We start from the raw sequence: 14,374 nt of genomic DNA, 5'->3' as shown, positions 1-14,374 counted from the left end.
TCGATCGCTGGCTCGTCGTGTGTTGACGGATCCGACGCGACGCGCAGGTCGGCGATGCACGCATCCCCAGCATCCGTTGCGGCGCTGCATTCTTCTTGATTTCGTCCCGAAGCCCTGCACGCGTGCCGGACCATCGGAGCACAGGCTTCCTGGCCGCCGGTTCCCCGGCAGCGTTGGGCGAAACCGCCATGCATTTCACCACGAGGCAACGCCGGCCGATCCCGCACCGTCCTGCCCTCGGCAAAATCCGCGCGCGCCCGGTCGATCGCACGGCACGTCGCTCACTCGAAAGATGAGCCAAACAAGTCCAGGACATTCTTCCGAGCCGCCGCGCGGTCCGCGCCCAGGCGCACCGGCCACGGCCCGAGGCGAAAGCACCCACAGCCTTTGGTTATGCCAGGTGCCGCTTTTTTCATAGGAGCTTTCGCGCGCCTGTGACTATGCTCGGACAAGGGGCTTTAAAGGGGAATCGGATGTTTCGACCGGAACACGCCAGGGCTCCTTCATCGGTTGAAGAATCGAACGCGCGGCCGTTTCGTCCGGCGGCATCTTGTTGCAGCAAACACTCGGGGAGAGTTGTCATGAACAAGCGTCCTGGCCGGAACGTTCCGACCCTGCTGGCTACCGCGGTACTGCTGGCACTCACCAACCTCGCAGCGGCGGCGCAGGAGGCCAGCCCCCCGCCGCCATCCGACGCGACCGCCACGACGGCCGCCGAAAGGCCGGGCGGAGCGACGACGAACCTGGACAAGGTGGTGGTGACCGGCACGCGCGCCGGCAACCGCACCGTCAGCGAGTCGCTGACGCCGATCGACGTGATCTCGGTCGAAGCATTGATGCAGACCGGCACGATCGACTTGGCCCAGGCCCTCGAACGCGCCATCCCATCGCTGAACTTTCCGTTCGCGCCCGCCTCGGACACGTTCGCGTTCCAGCGGCCCTTCGAAATGCGCGGCCTGTCCCCGGACCAGGTGCTGGTGCTGGTCGACGGCAAGCGCTGGCATCCCGGCGCGCTGGTGCTGAGCCTCGGCCAGATCGGCCAGGGTTCGCAGGGCATCGATCTGAACACGATCCCGATGTCGGCGATCGACCACATCGAAGTGCTGCGCGACGGCGCGTCGGCCCAGTACGGCTCCGACGCGCTTGCCGGCGTGGTCAACATCATTCTCAAGAAGGGCGCCGAGGGCGGCGATGTCCAGGTGGGCGGTGGCCAGTATTCCGCCGGCGATGGCGAGCAGTGGCAGGCAGCGGGCAATCTCGGTGTTGCGCTCGGCGGCGACAAGGGCTGGCTGCGCGTCACGGCGGAAAGCAGCAACCAGAATCCCAGCAACCGCGCCGGCGTCGATCGTCGTCCGGGCGTGAGCCATCTGGGCGTCAAGTTCCACTACGGCACCGTGAAGTTCAGGAGCGACAACCTGTTCCTCAACAGCCAGTACGACATCACGCCCGGCGTGCAGCTGTATGCGTACGGACATTTCGGCAAGCGCGTCGGCGAGCCGCGCGGGTTCTATCGCTACGGCACCAACACGCCATACCCGCGCCATCCCCTGATCGACATGGTGTATCCCGACGGCTTCCTGCCGAGGGAACACGGCGAGTCGACAGACCGCTCACTGGTGGCGGGCCTGCGCGGCGAAGTGAATGGCTGGTACTGGGACCTGAGCGGCAACTACGGCAACAACCGGGTGTCGTACAGCACGCTCGACTCGACCAACTTCGCCATGCTCAATGATTTCGGCAGCAGCCCGACCGATTTCCACGACGGCATCCTGTCGGCCTCGCAACAGACCGTCGACCTCGACATTTCCAGGGAGATCGGCGCCGACTCGCTGGCGCACCCGCTGACGCTGTCCTTCGGTGCGCAGTATCTGCGGCAGGCCTACGAAGTGCGTTCCGGCGATCCTGCTTCGTACTACGTCGGGATGTCCGGCGTCCCTGGCGGCGCCCAGGGCTTCGCCGGCTGGGGCCCGCAGGACGAGATCTCGGTGGACCGGCACAACATCGCCGAGTACGTGCAGCTGGAAGGCAACCTCACCGATCGCTTCGGCTTCTCCGCGGCGGCGCGCCACGAGGACTACTCGGACTTCGGCACGGCCAATTCGGTGGCGTTGTCGGGCCGCTTCGACTTCACCGACTCGTTCGCGCTGCGCGGCAGCGCGTCCACCGGCTTCCGCGCACCGGGGCTGGGCCAGCAGCACTATTCCGAAACCACCTCGGCCGCCGTGGGTCCCGGCAACTCGCTCGGGCTGCCGCCGGGCATCTACCTGCGCGGCCTGGTGCCGGTGGACAACCCGATCGCGCGCCTGCTCGGCAGCGAGCCGCTGGAAGCGGAAAAGGCGCGCAACTACACCTTCGGCGCCGTGTGGAATCCGACCGATCGGCTGAGCTTCTCCGCCGACGTCTACCAGATCACCGTGCGCGACCGCATCGCGCTGTCGAGCTCGCTGTCGCTCTCGACCCCGGAGGTCATCGCCTACCTGGCCGAGAACGGCATCACCAACCTGCAGTACCGCGGCCTGGCGTATTTCACCAACGCCGGTACCGTCAAGACCCAGGGCATCGACCTGGTGTCCAGCTATCGCATGCCCGTCGGCGACAACGGCTCGCTGTCGTCCACGCTCAGCTACGGCTACCACAAGAACGAAGTCACCGACGTCAAGCCCAATCCCGCCGTGCTCGACTCGCTGGGCCTGATTTTCCAGCGCCTCAACCGCAGTGCGATCAAGGGCCTGCTGGCCGACACCGCCCCGCGCAGCAAGCTGATCGTCAACGAGACCTATACCAGCGGCAACTGGGCGTTCAACGCCACGGCGACCCGCTACGGCCGCATCACGTCGTACGGTTCGACCAGCTACCTCGATGACACGGTGTATCCGGGCAAGTGGCTGCTCGACGTGGCCGCGAGCTATCACCGCGACCGCTGGACGTTCACGCTGGGCAGCGACAACGTGCTCAATACCTATCCGAAGCGGGCGCCGCTGGACGACGACCAGAATGGCGCGTTCCCGTATTCGTCCAGTTCGCCGTTCGGCTTCCAGGGCGCGTACGTGTACGGAAAGGTCCGCTACAGCTGGTGAATCCGGCGGTGGCAACAGTTTGAAAGCTCCTGCGCGAGCCGGAGCTTCCGTCGCGAGTTCCACCGGCGATCCGCGAAGCGCGGCGGCGGATTGCTCACTATTGCCGCATGCGGCCGGGCGCGACCCAATCCATGAAAGGTGACCGAATGTTCGACCAGGACACGCTGCAGACCCGCGTAATTCCGAATCGCCGCAACCTGCGCTGGTGCCGATCCGTGCTGGTGGTGGCGATCGCCCTGTCCACCGTGGCGCAGGCGCGCGACGAAGCGCCGCCGCGCACCGCTCCCGCCACCGCCGCGATCGCCAGCGCCAATGCCCTGGCGACCGAGGCCGGTTTCGAAACGCTCGCGCAGGGCGGCAACGCGGTCGATGCCGCGATCGCCGTCGCCACGTCGCTGTCGGTGGTCCAGCCGGAAGCTTCGGGTCTTGGCGGCGGTTTCCTCGCCCTGATCCACGACGCCGCCACCGGCAAGGACACGTTCATCGATGCGCGCGAGATGGCGCCGCAGGCGGTGAGCGAGGCCGACTACCTCAACGCCGACGGCACCCCCAATCGCGACACCTCGCTCAACGGCCCGCTTGCCGCCGGCATTCCCGGCATGCCGGCAGGCCTGGCCTACATGGCCGAAAAGTACGGCAAGCTGCCGCTGGCGGTGTCGCTGCGTCCGGCGATCCGGCTGGCCGACGAAGGCTTCCATCCCAGCGGCGCGCTGGTGCGTTCGATCGAACGCAAGGCCGACGTGCTGCGGCGCTACCCGGCCTCGACCGGCAAGTTCTTCCCCGGCGGCAACGTGCCGCAGGAATCCGCCCTCTTCCGCGACCCGGGACAGGGCGCGACGCTCAAGGCGATGGCCGAGCGCGGCGCGGACGGCTTCTACAAGGGTCCGGTCGCGCAGGAGATGGTCAAGGCGGTGAAGGCGGCCGGCGGCACCTGGACGCTCGCCGACCTGGCCAGCTACCGGGCCAAGGAGCGCGCGCCGATCGAGCTCGATTACGCCGGCTACAAGGTCATCACCGCGCCGCCGCCGTCCTCAGGTGGCGTGGCGGTCGCCGAAATGCTCAACATCCTCGCGCCTATCGACCTCAAGGCTATGGATGAAGCCCATCGCATCCACTACCTCGTCGAGGCGATGCGCCGCGCCTTCCGCGACCACAACGAATACCTGGGCGATCCGGATTTCGTGAAGATGCCGCTGGACATGCTGCTGTCGCCGTACTACGCCGACGGCTTGCGCCAGAGCATCCTGCCCGACCGGGCCACGAAGTCCGAGTGGCTGCCGTCGGTGGCCGCGAAGGATCCGGGCATGCACACCACGCATTACTCGATCATCGACCAGGACGGCAACATGGTGTCGATGACCGCAACGGTCAACACCACGCTGGGCTCCGGCTTCGTCGCCGGCGACAGCGGCGTGCTGCTGAACAACGAGATGGACGACTTCGCCCTCGTGGCCGGTCAGCCCAACGCGTTCGGCCTGATCGGCGGCTCGGCCAACGCGGCGGTCGGCGGCAAGCGGATGCTGTCGTCAATGACGCCCAGCTTCGTGGTCGGAACCGATCGCCTGGCAGTGATCGGCTCGCCGGGAGGTTCGACCATCATCACCCAGGTCTTCGGCGCCATCCTCGCCTTCATCGACGGCAAGGACGCGGGCCAGATCACCGCGCAGAAGCGCATCCACCACCAGTTCATGCCCGACCGCGTCGACATCGAGCAGGGCAGCGACGTGCCCGCGGACGTGCTGTCGAAGCTCGTGGAAATGGGTTACGAGATCAACGACGCGGACACGTGGGGCAACATGAACGTTGTGGTCTGGGACCGGGCCCGCAACGTCAAGACCGCGGCCAGCGACCCGCGCAACCCGAACGGCCTGGGCAAGGTCGAAGCCGTTCCTTGATCGACGCGCGATGCCTTTCCACGTCGGAGTGATGAAGCGCGGTGATACCGTGCGATCAAAGCCATAGGGCGGTCGAGCGCAGCGGTCCCCGATCCGCAGCGGCGGATCGCCTGCGCCTCATCCCATCCGGCGAGCGTTGAGATCGGTCGCAGGACCGCACCTGTCGTCCCCGGTCATCCACTTCTCCCTCGCTTCACCGTGGAGCCCGCGTGCGCTCACGCGCGCGGAGCAGACTGGCATCGCTTCGAAACCCGCGTGCGGACGCACCGGCCTACGAAGCGACCGACTGGCCTACTGGACGCGGAGAGAAGCCATGGCATTCCGGATGCGAGAAGACGTCGAACGGCGTACCAACCCCTGGCGGCTCGCGACCTGGGGCGGCGCCGCCTGCCTGTTGCTGCTGCCCTTGGCAGCGATGCAATGGTTCCCGGGCAGCGGCGTCGACTGGACGCTCGCGGATTTCGTGGTGATGGGCGCACTGCTGTCCATCGCCTGCGGCGCGTGCGAACTGGTGTGGCGGGCGACGGGCCTCTTCTATCGGGCGGCTGCCGGCATGGCGATCCTCACCGGCTTTGTCACCATCTGGGTGAACCTGGCGGTCGGCATGATCGGCGACGAAGGCAACCCCTACAACCTGCTGTTCGCCGGCGTGCTGGCCATCGCCGTATTCGGCGCCGCGTTCGCACGGCGGCGGCCCCGGGGCATGGCGCTTGCAATGGCGGCGACGGCGCTGGCACAGGCTGCGGTCGCCGGAGTGGCGCTCGCGGCCGGCGTCGATCTTCCCGGCGCACTTTGTTCCGGCGTCTTCGCCGCGCCGTGGTTGCTCTCTGCGCTGCTGTTCGAACTGGCGGGGCGCCGCGCGCCTGCGTGAGTCCCTGCGGGCTGCGTGCCGGCCGCCGGCCCGCAGGACGACGGTGCTGCTCCGGTCACTGCCACTGGCACAGGTGCAGCAGCACGCCAGAGGGATCGTGCACGAAGGTCACGATCGCCCCGTACGCCTGCAGCTTGGGCGGCTGCACGCGAGCGCCGGGAAACGCCTCTTTCCGCAGCACCGACTCGACCTGTCGGTGCCATGCCTGGGCATCGGTGACCGTCAGGTGGAGCATGCAGTTCTCGGCCACTTCGCGGATGTAGTAGTCCTGGACGTAGAAATGCTGGACATCGGCCACCCGCACCAGCGCCAGGCCGGCGTCCACGTCACGGGTTTCCCACCCCAGCGCCGCGTAGAACCGCTTGGATACCGCGAAGTCCCTCGCCGGGATGAAAGGCCTCAGGTCGGTAGCGCTCAAGGCGGACATGGATGCTCCTGTGCTTGCGTGGGCAGATGCCACGGGATCGCCCGGCCACGTTAACAAGCCAGGCGCGTGATTTCCCGCGATGCGGGCGAATCCATCGAGGGCCGGGACGCGCGCGCGCGGCGCTGCAAGTCGCGTGCGCGAAGCCGGTCTGGCCCGCGATTGCAGACGCATGGCTTGCTGCGATAATGCGGTGCAGCCAGGTCATCCGGCCCGGCACCAGGGGCGCATCGTGAAGAAGGGGATCATTGCGGCCGCGGCCGCCATCGTGTTCGTGTCCGGGATCGGCGTCGGGTATTCGGCCAAGCCTTCGCCTGCGCCCGCGCTCTATCACGGCCAGGCGGCCCAGGACGCCGGGCGCGGGTTGCTCGGACTGGCGCTGAAACAGGCCGAGGACGGCAGCTGGGAGCGGATCGGCGTGGCGCGCGTTTATTACCTCGGTGGGCTCAAGGCCGAAGGCCAGGCGATCTTCGACCAGGTGCTCGCCGGCAAGCACGACGATGGCGACGCCTACCGCATCGCGCGCGTGTATCGCGAGGCCGGCGAGACGGAAAAAGCCAATGCGATGTTCGAGCGCTACCTCGCCGCCAATCCCGACGACGCCCGCGCGCTGTCCGAGGTCGGCGCTTACGCCCTGCTGGAGGGAAACCGCGAAAAGGCCGAGCGCCTGTTCGACCGCTCCTTCGCCGCCGAGCACGATGACATGTGGGCCTCGTTGCAGGCCGCCGGCGCCTACCTCGGGGTTGCGCCGCAGCAGTAGGCACGGGCGCGCCCGGTCGATGGCGGCCGGGTGCGTGCGGGACGAGTTCGCGGGAGGGTTGGTGCGATTTGCCATCAGCGCGGCCCGACTGCCCGCGATGGTTCGGAAAACCGCCGAACCCGCACGGAGCGACGCATGATTCGAGTCGTCCAGTACGATCCCGCCTGGCCGGCCAGCTTCGACGCCGAAGCGCGGCGGATCGCCGAAAGGGTAGGGGGCGTCGCCGTCCGCCTGCACCACATCGGCAGCACGGCTATCCCGCAGACCTGCGCCAAGCCGATCATCGACATCCTGCTGGAGGCGACTTCGCTCGTGGTGCTCGATCGCCGGGCAGCGCGATTCGAGGCGCTGGGCTACGAAGCGATGGGGGAGTTCGGGATTGCCGGCCGCCGCTACTACCGCCTGGACGATGGCAAGGGCGTGCGAACGCACCAGCTGCACGCGTTCGAGGCGGACACGGCCGATGTGGTCCGCCATCTTGCGTTCCGCGACTACATGCGGGCACATCCCGCGGTCGCCGCGCGGTACGGCAAACTGAAACGCGGGTTGGCGACGCGGCATCCAAACGACATGGACGCCTACATCGCCGGCAAGCACGCGTTCGTGAGGGAGCATGAAAGGCGGGCGCTGTGCTGGAGGAGCGGCAGCGGAAAGATACAGAAGCCCTGACGACGTATTCCGATGCTCGCCTGCAGGCGCCGGTATCCACGCAATGGCTGCTTTGCGTGCCGCCGCATCGGAGGCGAGCGGCGACTCCAATGGCGCGCAGATTCACCCGTTCCGCTGGCGGACTCTGGTGATCGTGTCGAGCGCCCTGGTCGGCGACTGGCAGGCGCAACCGGAGTACCTGCCATGCGCAACCGGCGGCGTGCCCCCGGCTTGACCCAGGTCAGGGGAACGCGGGTGCCTCGGGAGCAGAATTTCGCCATCCCAACCAACCCGCAGCCATCCGCAACCCCCGGCTGCCCTGGAGCCTGCAATGAAGCACGTCACCGTCCGCATCCTGTGTGTCATCGCCCTCGTCACGGCGGCCATCGCCATGGCCGGGTTCGCCTCCACGCGTTCGGACGCCGGCGCGGTGCAGCCCGAGAGCCAGCCGTTCTCGATGATGACCCCGTTCTGACGGCAGGCCTCCTCGCCTGAAGCGGTCGGCCGTCCGGGCGATCGCTTCGCGGCCGTCGAAAGGCCGCGACTTTCTGCGTTGACTGCCTGGGCCGGTGCTTGCGCGCCGTGACTTCCCGCACGCGTCGATCCGCGCCTGCGGCAGGATCATGCGTGCATCCCCGCTGTCCACCGCCCGCCATGCGCCATGCCATTGCCGTCGTCGCCTGTCTGCTGCTGTCTGTTGCGGGCGCCGCGCATGCCGGCTCGTCGAAGACGCCGGAGCTGTCGTCGCGGCAGTGCGGGCTTTCCACGCCCTACAACGTGCAGGTCGACGGCGGCGGCGTCTGGCTGTACCGCCGCGAAGGCATGCCGCGGGAAATCTTTTTCCACGACGGCACGCTCAGCGTCGACCACCGCGTGCAGCCGGTCAGCGACGCCGATGCATGGCGCCTGCGCCTGATGGAACAGGACGCGCGGACGCTGATGCCCGAGGTCGCCGGCATCGCCCGCGAATCGGTCAGCCTGACCTTCGACGTGCTGGCTGGCCTGGTCCGCGCGATGACCGAGAGCGAGCGCAAGGCGCGCAAGGTCGAGCGTCACCGCGACGACGCGCTGGCGCACATCGACGACAGCCTCGGCAACGGCCGCTGGGACCAGGACGTGTTCGGCGCGCGGTTCGAGGCCGACGTCGGCCAGGTCTTCGAACAGGTCACCGGCAGCATTGCCCGCAGCACGCTGTGGGCCGCGGTCACCGGTCGCGCCGAGCGCATGGAAGCGCGCGCCGACAAGGTGGGTCGCGATGTGGAGCGGCTGGCCGATGCGCGCGCCAGCGCGCTGGAGCATCGCGCCGGATCCCTGTGCGTCCAGGTCCAGGCGCTGCATGAATTGCAGCACGCGCTGGAATACCGTTACCACGGCGCGCCGCTGGTGATGCTTGAGCGGGATGCGAATCCGGACGCGACGACAGCGACGGCCGTGCGTGTGGATATCGCGAATCGCGACGACGCGGAGTAACCGGGCGGTCGAGACATCGGTGTGGCCAGCGGAATCGCCGCCACGGCCGCTCCCGCCAGACCGATTGGCATCGCCTGACCATGGGACGCCGGCGATGCCGAAGACATCAGTCGGGCCCTTGGTCTGCGACGGGATCTCCCTCGGCAGGAACATCCATCCACCGGAGCGAGGCATGAAGAAGCGATTGGTGACAGCTGGATTGTCGGTGGTCCTGGCCTGGTCAGGCATCGCGCAGGCGCAGGTCGACCTGCAGGGGCTGGACCGCGACATGGCAGGCACGCGCGCGCAGGTGCTGGTGCTCGGCAGCGTGCACCTCTCCGAGCTGCCCGGAGGCGTCGAGCCCGGCTCGCTCGAACCGCTGTTGGCGCGGCTGGCCGCGTACGAACCGGATGTGATCGCCATCGAGGCCATTCCCGGCGAGAGCTGCGACCTGATGGCGCGGCTTCCCTCGGTCTACGACAAGCAGAGCGTGTCGGCTTATTGCGGCGGCACCGATGCCGCGCGTGCTGCCACCGGGCTGGACGTGCCGGCGGCGATCGCCGAAGTGGGCAAGGCGCTGGCGACCTGGCCGGCGGTGCCGGCGCCGGAGCAGCGGCGGCATCTGGCGGCGCTGTTCATGGCCGCCGGCGACAACGCGTCCGCGCTGACGCAGTGGCTGCAGCTGCCGCCCGCGGAGCGTCTTGCGGGCGACGGCCTCGATTCCGCGCTGGCGACGCAGCTGGGCAGGATGATGGCGCGCGACGACGAGCGCTACCGGATCGCCGCGCCGCTGGCCGCGCGTCTCGGCCTGGCGCGCGTGTTTCCGATCGACGACCACACCGGCGACAACGTTGCGATCGTGGACTCGGAAGTGGGCGCGTACGGCGACGCGATCCGGCAGGCCTGGGCGTCCAGCGAGGCGCAGCTGCAGCCGCTGCGCAAACGCGAGGGCGAACTGGTGGAGCGCGGAGACATGCTGGCGCTGTACCGCTACATCAATCGCCCCGACGTGCGCCAGGTGCAGGCCGACGGCGACTTCGGCGCCGCGATGCGCGAAACGTCGCCCAAACGCCTTGCGCAGGCCTACGTCGCGGGTTGGGAAACCCGCAACCTGCGCATGGTGGCCAACGTCCGCGCCGCGTTCCGCGAGCGGCCGGGCGCCCGCGTGCTGGTCATCGTCGGCGCCTCGCACAAGCCGTGGTTCGACAGCCTGTTGGGGCAGATGCAGGGCGTGGATATCGTCGACGTCGAGACGGTGTTGCAGGCGGGCCAGGAGTGATCGCGGTCCCCGCCGATCGCGGGGTTCCGGATGCACGCGTGTCGCCTGTTCCGGGCGGGCTCGTGGCCTGCCCGGCCGCGAACCGGGTCAGCGCTTCGTCAGTTCCAGCACCGGCGAGAACCCGCCGTAGATCATGCGCTTGCCATCGAACGGCATTTCGCCGGAGGCCTGGATGCGCGGATCCTGCATGAACTTCTCCATGCCGGCATCGCGCGTTGCCTTGTCGGGCCACTCCACCCAGGCGAAGACCACGGACTCGCCGTCCTTGGCCTGCACCGCGCGGCGAAAATCGGTCTGCTTGCCGTCCGGCACGTCGTCGCCCCAGCACTCGAGGACACGGGTGGCGCCGAACTCGATGAACAGCGGGTCGAACGTGTTGGCGTGGGCGATGAATGCTTCGCGGTTGGCGTCGGCTACGGCCATCACGAATCCGTCGATATAGGACATGGCAGGGTTCCTCTCAGCGTGGATGGACGCCCCGATGGGCGCTCTTGTGTCGACGACGATCCGGAAGGGGCCGGATCGACACGCGGGCTGGCGCAGCGGAGGCCAGCCGATGGGGACAGGTCTTGCCGTGCGCGCGTCAACGCAGGCCGGGCCGCTTCAATCCGGTATCTCTGGCTCCACCAGCTTGCCCAGCAGCACCAGTGATTCCTGCCAGCCCACGTAGCATTGTTCCACCGGGATCACCGCCGGCAGGTTCTCCTGCAGCACGTCCAGTTCGGTCCCGCACGAGACGGCCCTGAAAGTGATGGTGGTGATGATTTCACCGGGCAGATTGGAATCCTCGAAGACGTCGGTGTGGCGGATGCGCTGGTCCGGAACCAGCTCCAGGTACGAGCCGCCGAAGGCGTGTGCATTGCCGCTGGAGAAATTGGTGAAACTGATCCGGTAGCTGCCGCCGACCTTGGCCTCGAGTTGATGGACCTTGCAGGTGAAGCCGTTGGGCGGCAACCACTTGGCCAGTGCGTCGGCGTCGAGGAAGGCGCGGTAGACGCGCCCGGGTGGTGCGCGCAGGACGCGATGGAGGCGGACGGTGTTGCCGGTCATGGTGTTCTCCTTGCGCATGGACAGGGTTCACCTGGGACGACGAGCGGGTGGGGCGAAATCGACAGCGTCGATTGCGCGGTTTCGTCGCCTGATGTTGCGCCGCTGCCCGCGTGCGACGTTCAAGGCTTCGACAAACCGCGAGTGCCAATCACGGCGCGCGCGCGGTTGCACCGTCGCAAGGTTCGCCATGCGCGTCGCCGTCCGCCTGGTCACACGGCATGTGGCTGCTCCACCAAACGCTTCAGCCGCGACAGCGCGTCGTCCCATTGGCCCGACACCAGCGCCAGGTAGTCCTGCAGGCCGACGATCGACTTCGGGTTCAGCGCGAACAGGCTTTCGCGGCCCTGGCGCCGGCTGCGCACGACGCCGGCCTCCTCGAGCACGCGCAGGTGCTTGGTGATCGCCTGGCGCGTGAGCGCGCTGTCCTGGCCCAGTTCGGTGATCGACCGCTGGCCGCCGTCGCCGAGCTTGCCCACCAGCTCCAGGCGGGTGGCGTCGCCGAGCGCGGCGAACACCACCGCGGCGGCGGCCGCGCGCCGCGACCAGCGCATGCGCGCGCTGCGCGCCGCACTGGCGTCATTCGACATGGCGCTGGATGTTCCGCATCTGGGCGGTCCAGCCGCCGTCGTTCATGCGGAAGGCCTCGTCGCGCCGGTCCGCCGGGAGGCGGTCGAAGCCCGACTCGGTCACCGTCAGCAGCGTGCCTTCGCCGCGGGGTTCGAGCCGGAACTCGACCAGGGTCGGCGGTTCGTCCCTGTAATCCACGCCCGGTTCGAGCGCGTACGGGTGCCAGGTGAAGGAGAACAGGCGCTCCGGCACCATGTCCTTGACCACGCTGTGCCACTGGATGTGCTCGTAGCCGGGCTGGGTCATGGCGCCGCGGCTCTCCTCGCCCGGAACGAAGGGATTGTCCATCCTGACCCGGAACCATTCGCCGAACTCGCGATGGTCGGTCAGGGCGCGCCAGACCCGGGAGACGGGTGCGGCCAGTTCCACCTGCTTCTCGATACGGTCGGTCATATGCCACCTCCTGGTTGCGTATTTCGAGGGTAGCGCGCATATCCCATGAAGCGCAACCAGTCGGTTGCTTCATCTCCTTTCGCTCAAAGGTGGCAACACGCGTGCCCGATTGAGCGCGCTGCGGCAACACACCGTCCGCTTGCCAACGCGCCACCGCGGCTGCACCTTGGACTGATCCGATCGCAGGAAACACGCCATGGCCGACCTCTCCGCATATCCCATCGCCCGCCGCTGGCCGGCGCAGCATCCCGGGCGCATCCAGCTGTATTCGCTCAACACGCCCAACGGGGTGAAGGCCTCGATCATGCTCGAGGAAACCGGGCTGCCCTACGAGCCGCACCTGGTGGACATCATGGAGAACCAGAGCCACCTGCCGGAGTTCCTGGCGCTCAACCCCAACGGCAAGATCCCCGCGATCATCGATCCCGACGGGCCGGGCGGGCAGCCGCTGGGGTTGTTCGAATCGGGCGCGATCCTGATGTACCTCGCCGAGAAGACGGGCAAGTTCCTTCCCGTCGATGCCGCCGCGCGCTGGGAGACCATCCAGTGGCTGTTCTTCCAGATGGCGTCGATCGGGCCGATGTTCGGGCAGGTGGGGTTCTTCAACAAGTTCGCCGGCAGGCAATACGAGGACAAGCGCCCGCTGCAGCGCTATGTCGCCGAAACCAGGCGGCTGCTGGGCGTGCTCGAAGGCCGGCTGCAGGGCCGCGCCTGGATCATGGGCGACGACTACACCATCGCCGACATCGCCACGCTGGGCTGGGTGAACAACCTGATCACCTTCTACGAAGCGCGGGAACTGGTGGAGTTCGACCGGTTCGCCAACGTCGCGGCGTGGCTCGAGCGCGGGCTGGCGCGCCCGGCGGTGCAACGGGGGTTGCAGATCCCGTCGCGCGACTAGCGCCTGGCCCGCGAATCCGCCGGAGCGCCGGAAGCCGCGCGCTTCAGGTAACGCGCAGCCCGCTGCATCCTGCGATCCCGCGCCTGCATCGGGAGCCGTGGCAAGGACTGCGGAGAATTACTCCAGCAGCCAGCCGAATGCCCGCCGCAATTCGGCGCTGCCGTCCGTGTCGTACCAGCGACCGTGGGCGAGCACGATGCGCTCCGGCTCCCAGGCCAGCATGCGTTCGACCGCAGCCTTGAGCTGCGCGCGCTGGCACTTGAACGTGCGGCGCAGGTCGCGCGGCATAGAACCGTGCGGGTCCTGCACGCCGCCCAAGCGCGTGAGCCAGCGCATCCACGTGCTGCCGACCTTGCCGGGCTCGAAATTCTCGATGAAGTCCGTGAGCACGAGCGTGCGGCTGGCGTGGTGGAAGAACTCGACCTCGGTCATGAAGCTGCCCGCGATCGGCAGGGTCGAGATGGCGCCATCCCACGGATAGCCGGTTTCGGCGTCGAGCCGGTGGGCCTGGAAATCGATGCGCGCGCCGGCCTGTTCGCGGATGCGCGGGGCCAGCCAGACGCCCGCCCCGGGGTAGGCGCGCTTGTAGTCCGGGATCCACCAGTAATGGATCCGATTGGGGCCGACGATCCAGCGCGGCGTGCCGATCGCGGCGATCTGTTCGCGCAACCCGGCGGTCAGCGGCGTGGGCGAATGCACGAACAGGTCGCCGCCGGCCAGGCGCAGCAGCGTCATCCGGGTGGGGAAGGGCATCTTCGGCCACGGCATGCCGAAGCGGATGATCGGGCCGTCGACGATCCAGGCGTCCGCGGCAACGGGTTTGAGCGTGTGGAGTGGTGGATAGCAGGCCATCGATGCGTCGGCCATCGGCGTCTCCGTTCCGGCGAGCACGACATTGTGTCGCCGGCGGCGTGGACGCCGTGTTCTCCGGGGCCTCGGCGAACGGCGCAGGAGACGCAACGGAGCGTTCATCGCGCATTCGGTCGCATGCACGTATCCG

16 protein-coding genes are annotated in these 14,374 nt (G+C 68.1%); 10 read left to right on the top strand and 6 right to left on the bottom strand.

What is annotated here, in order from left to right; translation table 11 throughout:
• The first annotated feature begins 581 nt into the window (after positions 1–581).
• The 3 genes from ACFOM9_RS14810 (at position 582) to ACFOM9_RS14800 (ending at position 5,843) form a co-directional block, all read left to right on the top strand.
• The gene (locus ACFOM9_RS14810; RefSeq protein ID WP_386712551.1) at positions 582–3,077 is read left to right on the top strand and encodes a TonB-dependent receptor plug domain-containing protein; all 2,496 of its coding nucleotides are present in this window, start codon (positions 582–584) and stop codon (positions 3,075–3,077) included.
• A 146-nt stretch (positions 3,078–3,223) separates the two neighbouring features.
• Entirely contained in the window at positions 3,224–4,972 is a 1,749-nt protein-coding gene (gene ggt, locus ACFOM9_RS14805; protein ID WP_386712692.1) for a gamma-glutamyltransferase, read from the top strand.
• Between the two features lie 313 nt (positions 4,973–5,285).
• Positions 5,286–5,843, top strand: a complete 558-nt coding sequence (locus ACFOM9_RS14800) for a hypothetical protein (protein ID WP_386712548.1) — start codon at positions 5,286–5,288, stop codon at positions 5,841–5,843.
• Positions 5,844–5,898: 55 nt separating this feature from the next.
• Here the strand turns inward: ACFOM9_RS14800 and ACFOM9_RS14795 are convergent, their stop codons facing one another.
• A complete protein-coding gene (locus ACFOM9_RS14795; RefSeq protein ID WP_386712545.1) occupies positions 5,899–6,270 on the bottom strand; it encodes a glyoxalase in 372 nt (123 codons plus the stop codon).
• Between the two features lie 229 nt (positions 6,271–6,499).
• Here ACFOM9_RS14795 and ACFOM9_RS14790 point away from each other — a divergent pair, with 229 nt between their 5' ends.
• The 6 genes from ACFOM9_RS14790 to ACFOM9_RS14765 all read left to right on the top strand — a co-directional run bounded on the left by ACFOM9_RS14790 (position 6,500) and on the right by ACFOM9_RS14765 (position 10,403).
• Positions 6,500–7,027: a tetratricopeptide repeat protein gene (locus ACFOM9_RS14790; RefSeq protein ID WP_386712542.1), complete on the top strand. Its 528-nt coding sequence runs from the start codon at positions 6,500–6,502 to the stop codon at positions 7,025–7,027.
• Positions 7,028–7,162: 135 nt separating this feature from the next.
• Positions 7,163–7,696, top strand: coding sequence for a GrpB family protein (locus ACFOM9_RS14785; RefSeq protein ID WP_386712539.1), 534 nt, complete (start codon positions 7,163–7,165; stop codon positions 7,694–7,696).
• A 43-nt stretch (positions 7,697–7,739) separates the two neighbouring features.
• Positions 7,740–7,910, top strand: coding sequence for a hypothetical protein (locus tag ACFOM9_RS14780; RefSeq protein ID WP_386712536.1), 171 nt, complete (start codon positions 7,740–7,742; stop codon positions 7,908–7,910).
• 96 nt (positions 7,911–8,006) lie between these two features.
• A complete protein-coding gene (locus tag ACFOM9_RS14775) occupies positions 8,007–8,150 on the top strand; it encodes a hypothetical protein (protein WP_386712533.1) in 144 nt (47 codons plus the stop codon).
• A gap of 179 nt (positions 8,151–8,329) precedes the next feature.
• Positions 8,330–9,145 (top strand): DUF2884 family protein, encoded by an 816-nt coding sequence (locus ACFOM9_RS14770; RefSeq protein ID WP_386712530.1) that lies wholly within the window; start codon positions 8,330–8,332, stop codon positions 9,143–9,145.
• Positions 9,146–9,317: 172 nt separating this feature from the next.
• A complete protein-coding gene (locus ACFOM9_RS14765) occupies positions 9,318–10,403 on the top strand; it encodes a DUF5694 domain-containing protein (protein ID WP_386712527.1) in 1,086 nt (361 codons plus the stop codon).
• Positions 10,404–10,490: 87 nt separating this feature from the next.
• Here ACFOM9_RS14765 and ACFOM9_RS14760 read toward each other — a convergent pair whose 3' ends face one another.
• The 4 genes from ACFOM9_RS14760 to ACFOM9_RS14745 form a co-directional block, all read right to left on the bottom strand.
• Complete coding sequence (locus ACFOM9_RS14760) at positions 10,491–10,850, bottom strand: DUF1428 domain-containing protein (protein ID WP_386712524.1); 360 nt, start codon at positions 10,848–10,850, stop codon at positions 10,491–10,493.
• Between the two features lie 156 nt (positions 10,851–11,006).
• The gene (locus ACFOM9_RS14755) at positions 11,007–11,453 is read right to left on the bottom strand and encodes an SRPBCC family protein (RefSeq protein WP_386712521.1); all 447 of its coding nucleotides are present in this window, start codon (positions 11,451–11,453) and stop codon (positions 11,007–11,009) included.
• Positions 11,454–11,662: 209 nt separating this feature from the next.
• Positions 11,663–12,040 (bottom strand): ArsR/SmtB family transcription factor, encoded by a 378-nt coding sequence (locus tag ACFOM9_RS14750; protein ID WP_386712518.1) that lies wholly within the window; start codon positions 12,038–12,040, stop codon positions 11,663–11,665.
• Positions 12,030–12,473, bottom strand: a complete 444-nt coding sequence (locus ACFOM9_RS14745) for an SRPBCC family protein (RefSeq protein ID WP_386712515.1) — start codon at positions 12,471–12,473, stop codon at positions 12,030–12,032. Before ACFOM9_RS14745 ends, ACFOM9_RS14750 begins: the two co-directional genes overlap by 11 nt.
• A gap of 196 nt (positions 12,474–12,669) precedes the next feature.
• Here ACFOM9_RS14745 and ACFOM9_RS14740 point away from each other — a divergent pair, with 196 nt between their 5' ends.
• Entirely contained in the window at positions 12,670–13,374 is a 705-nt protein-coding gene (locus ACFOM9_RS14740; protein WP_386712512.1) for a glutathione S-transferase N-terminal domain-containing protein, read from the top strand.
• Between the two features lie 117 nt (positions 13,375–13,491).
• On the opposite strand, the gene ACFOM9_RS14735 is transcribed toward ACFOM9_RS14740, so the two are convergent.
• A complete protein-coding gene (locus ACFOM9_RS14735) occupies positions 13,492–14,241 on the bottom strand; it encodes a DUF4336 domain-containing protein (RefSeq protein ID WP_386712510.1) in 750 nt (249 codons plus the stop codon).
• Between the last annotated feature and the right edge of the window lie 133 nt (positions 14,242–14,374).

This window comes from Luteimonas notoginsengisoli, from assembly GCF_042648885.1.
Classification (GTDB): Bacteria; Pseudomonadota; Gammaproteobacteria; order Xanthomonadales; family Xanthomonadaceae; genus Luteimonas; species Luteimonas notoginsengisoli.
The sequence above is the reverse complement of the archived record's forward strand: the minus strand, read 5'-3'. Positions and strand labels throughout refer to the sequence as shown.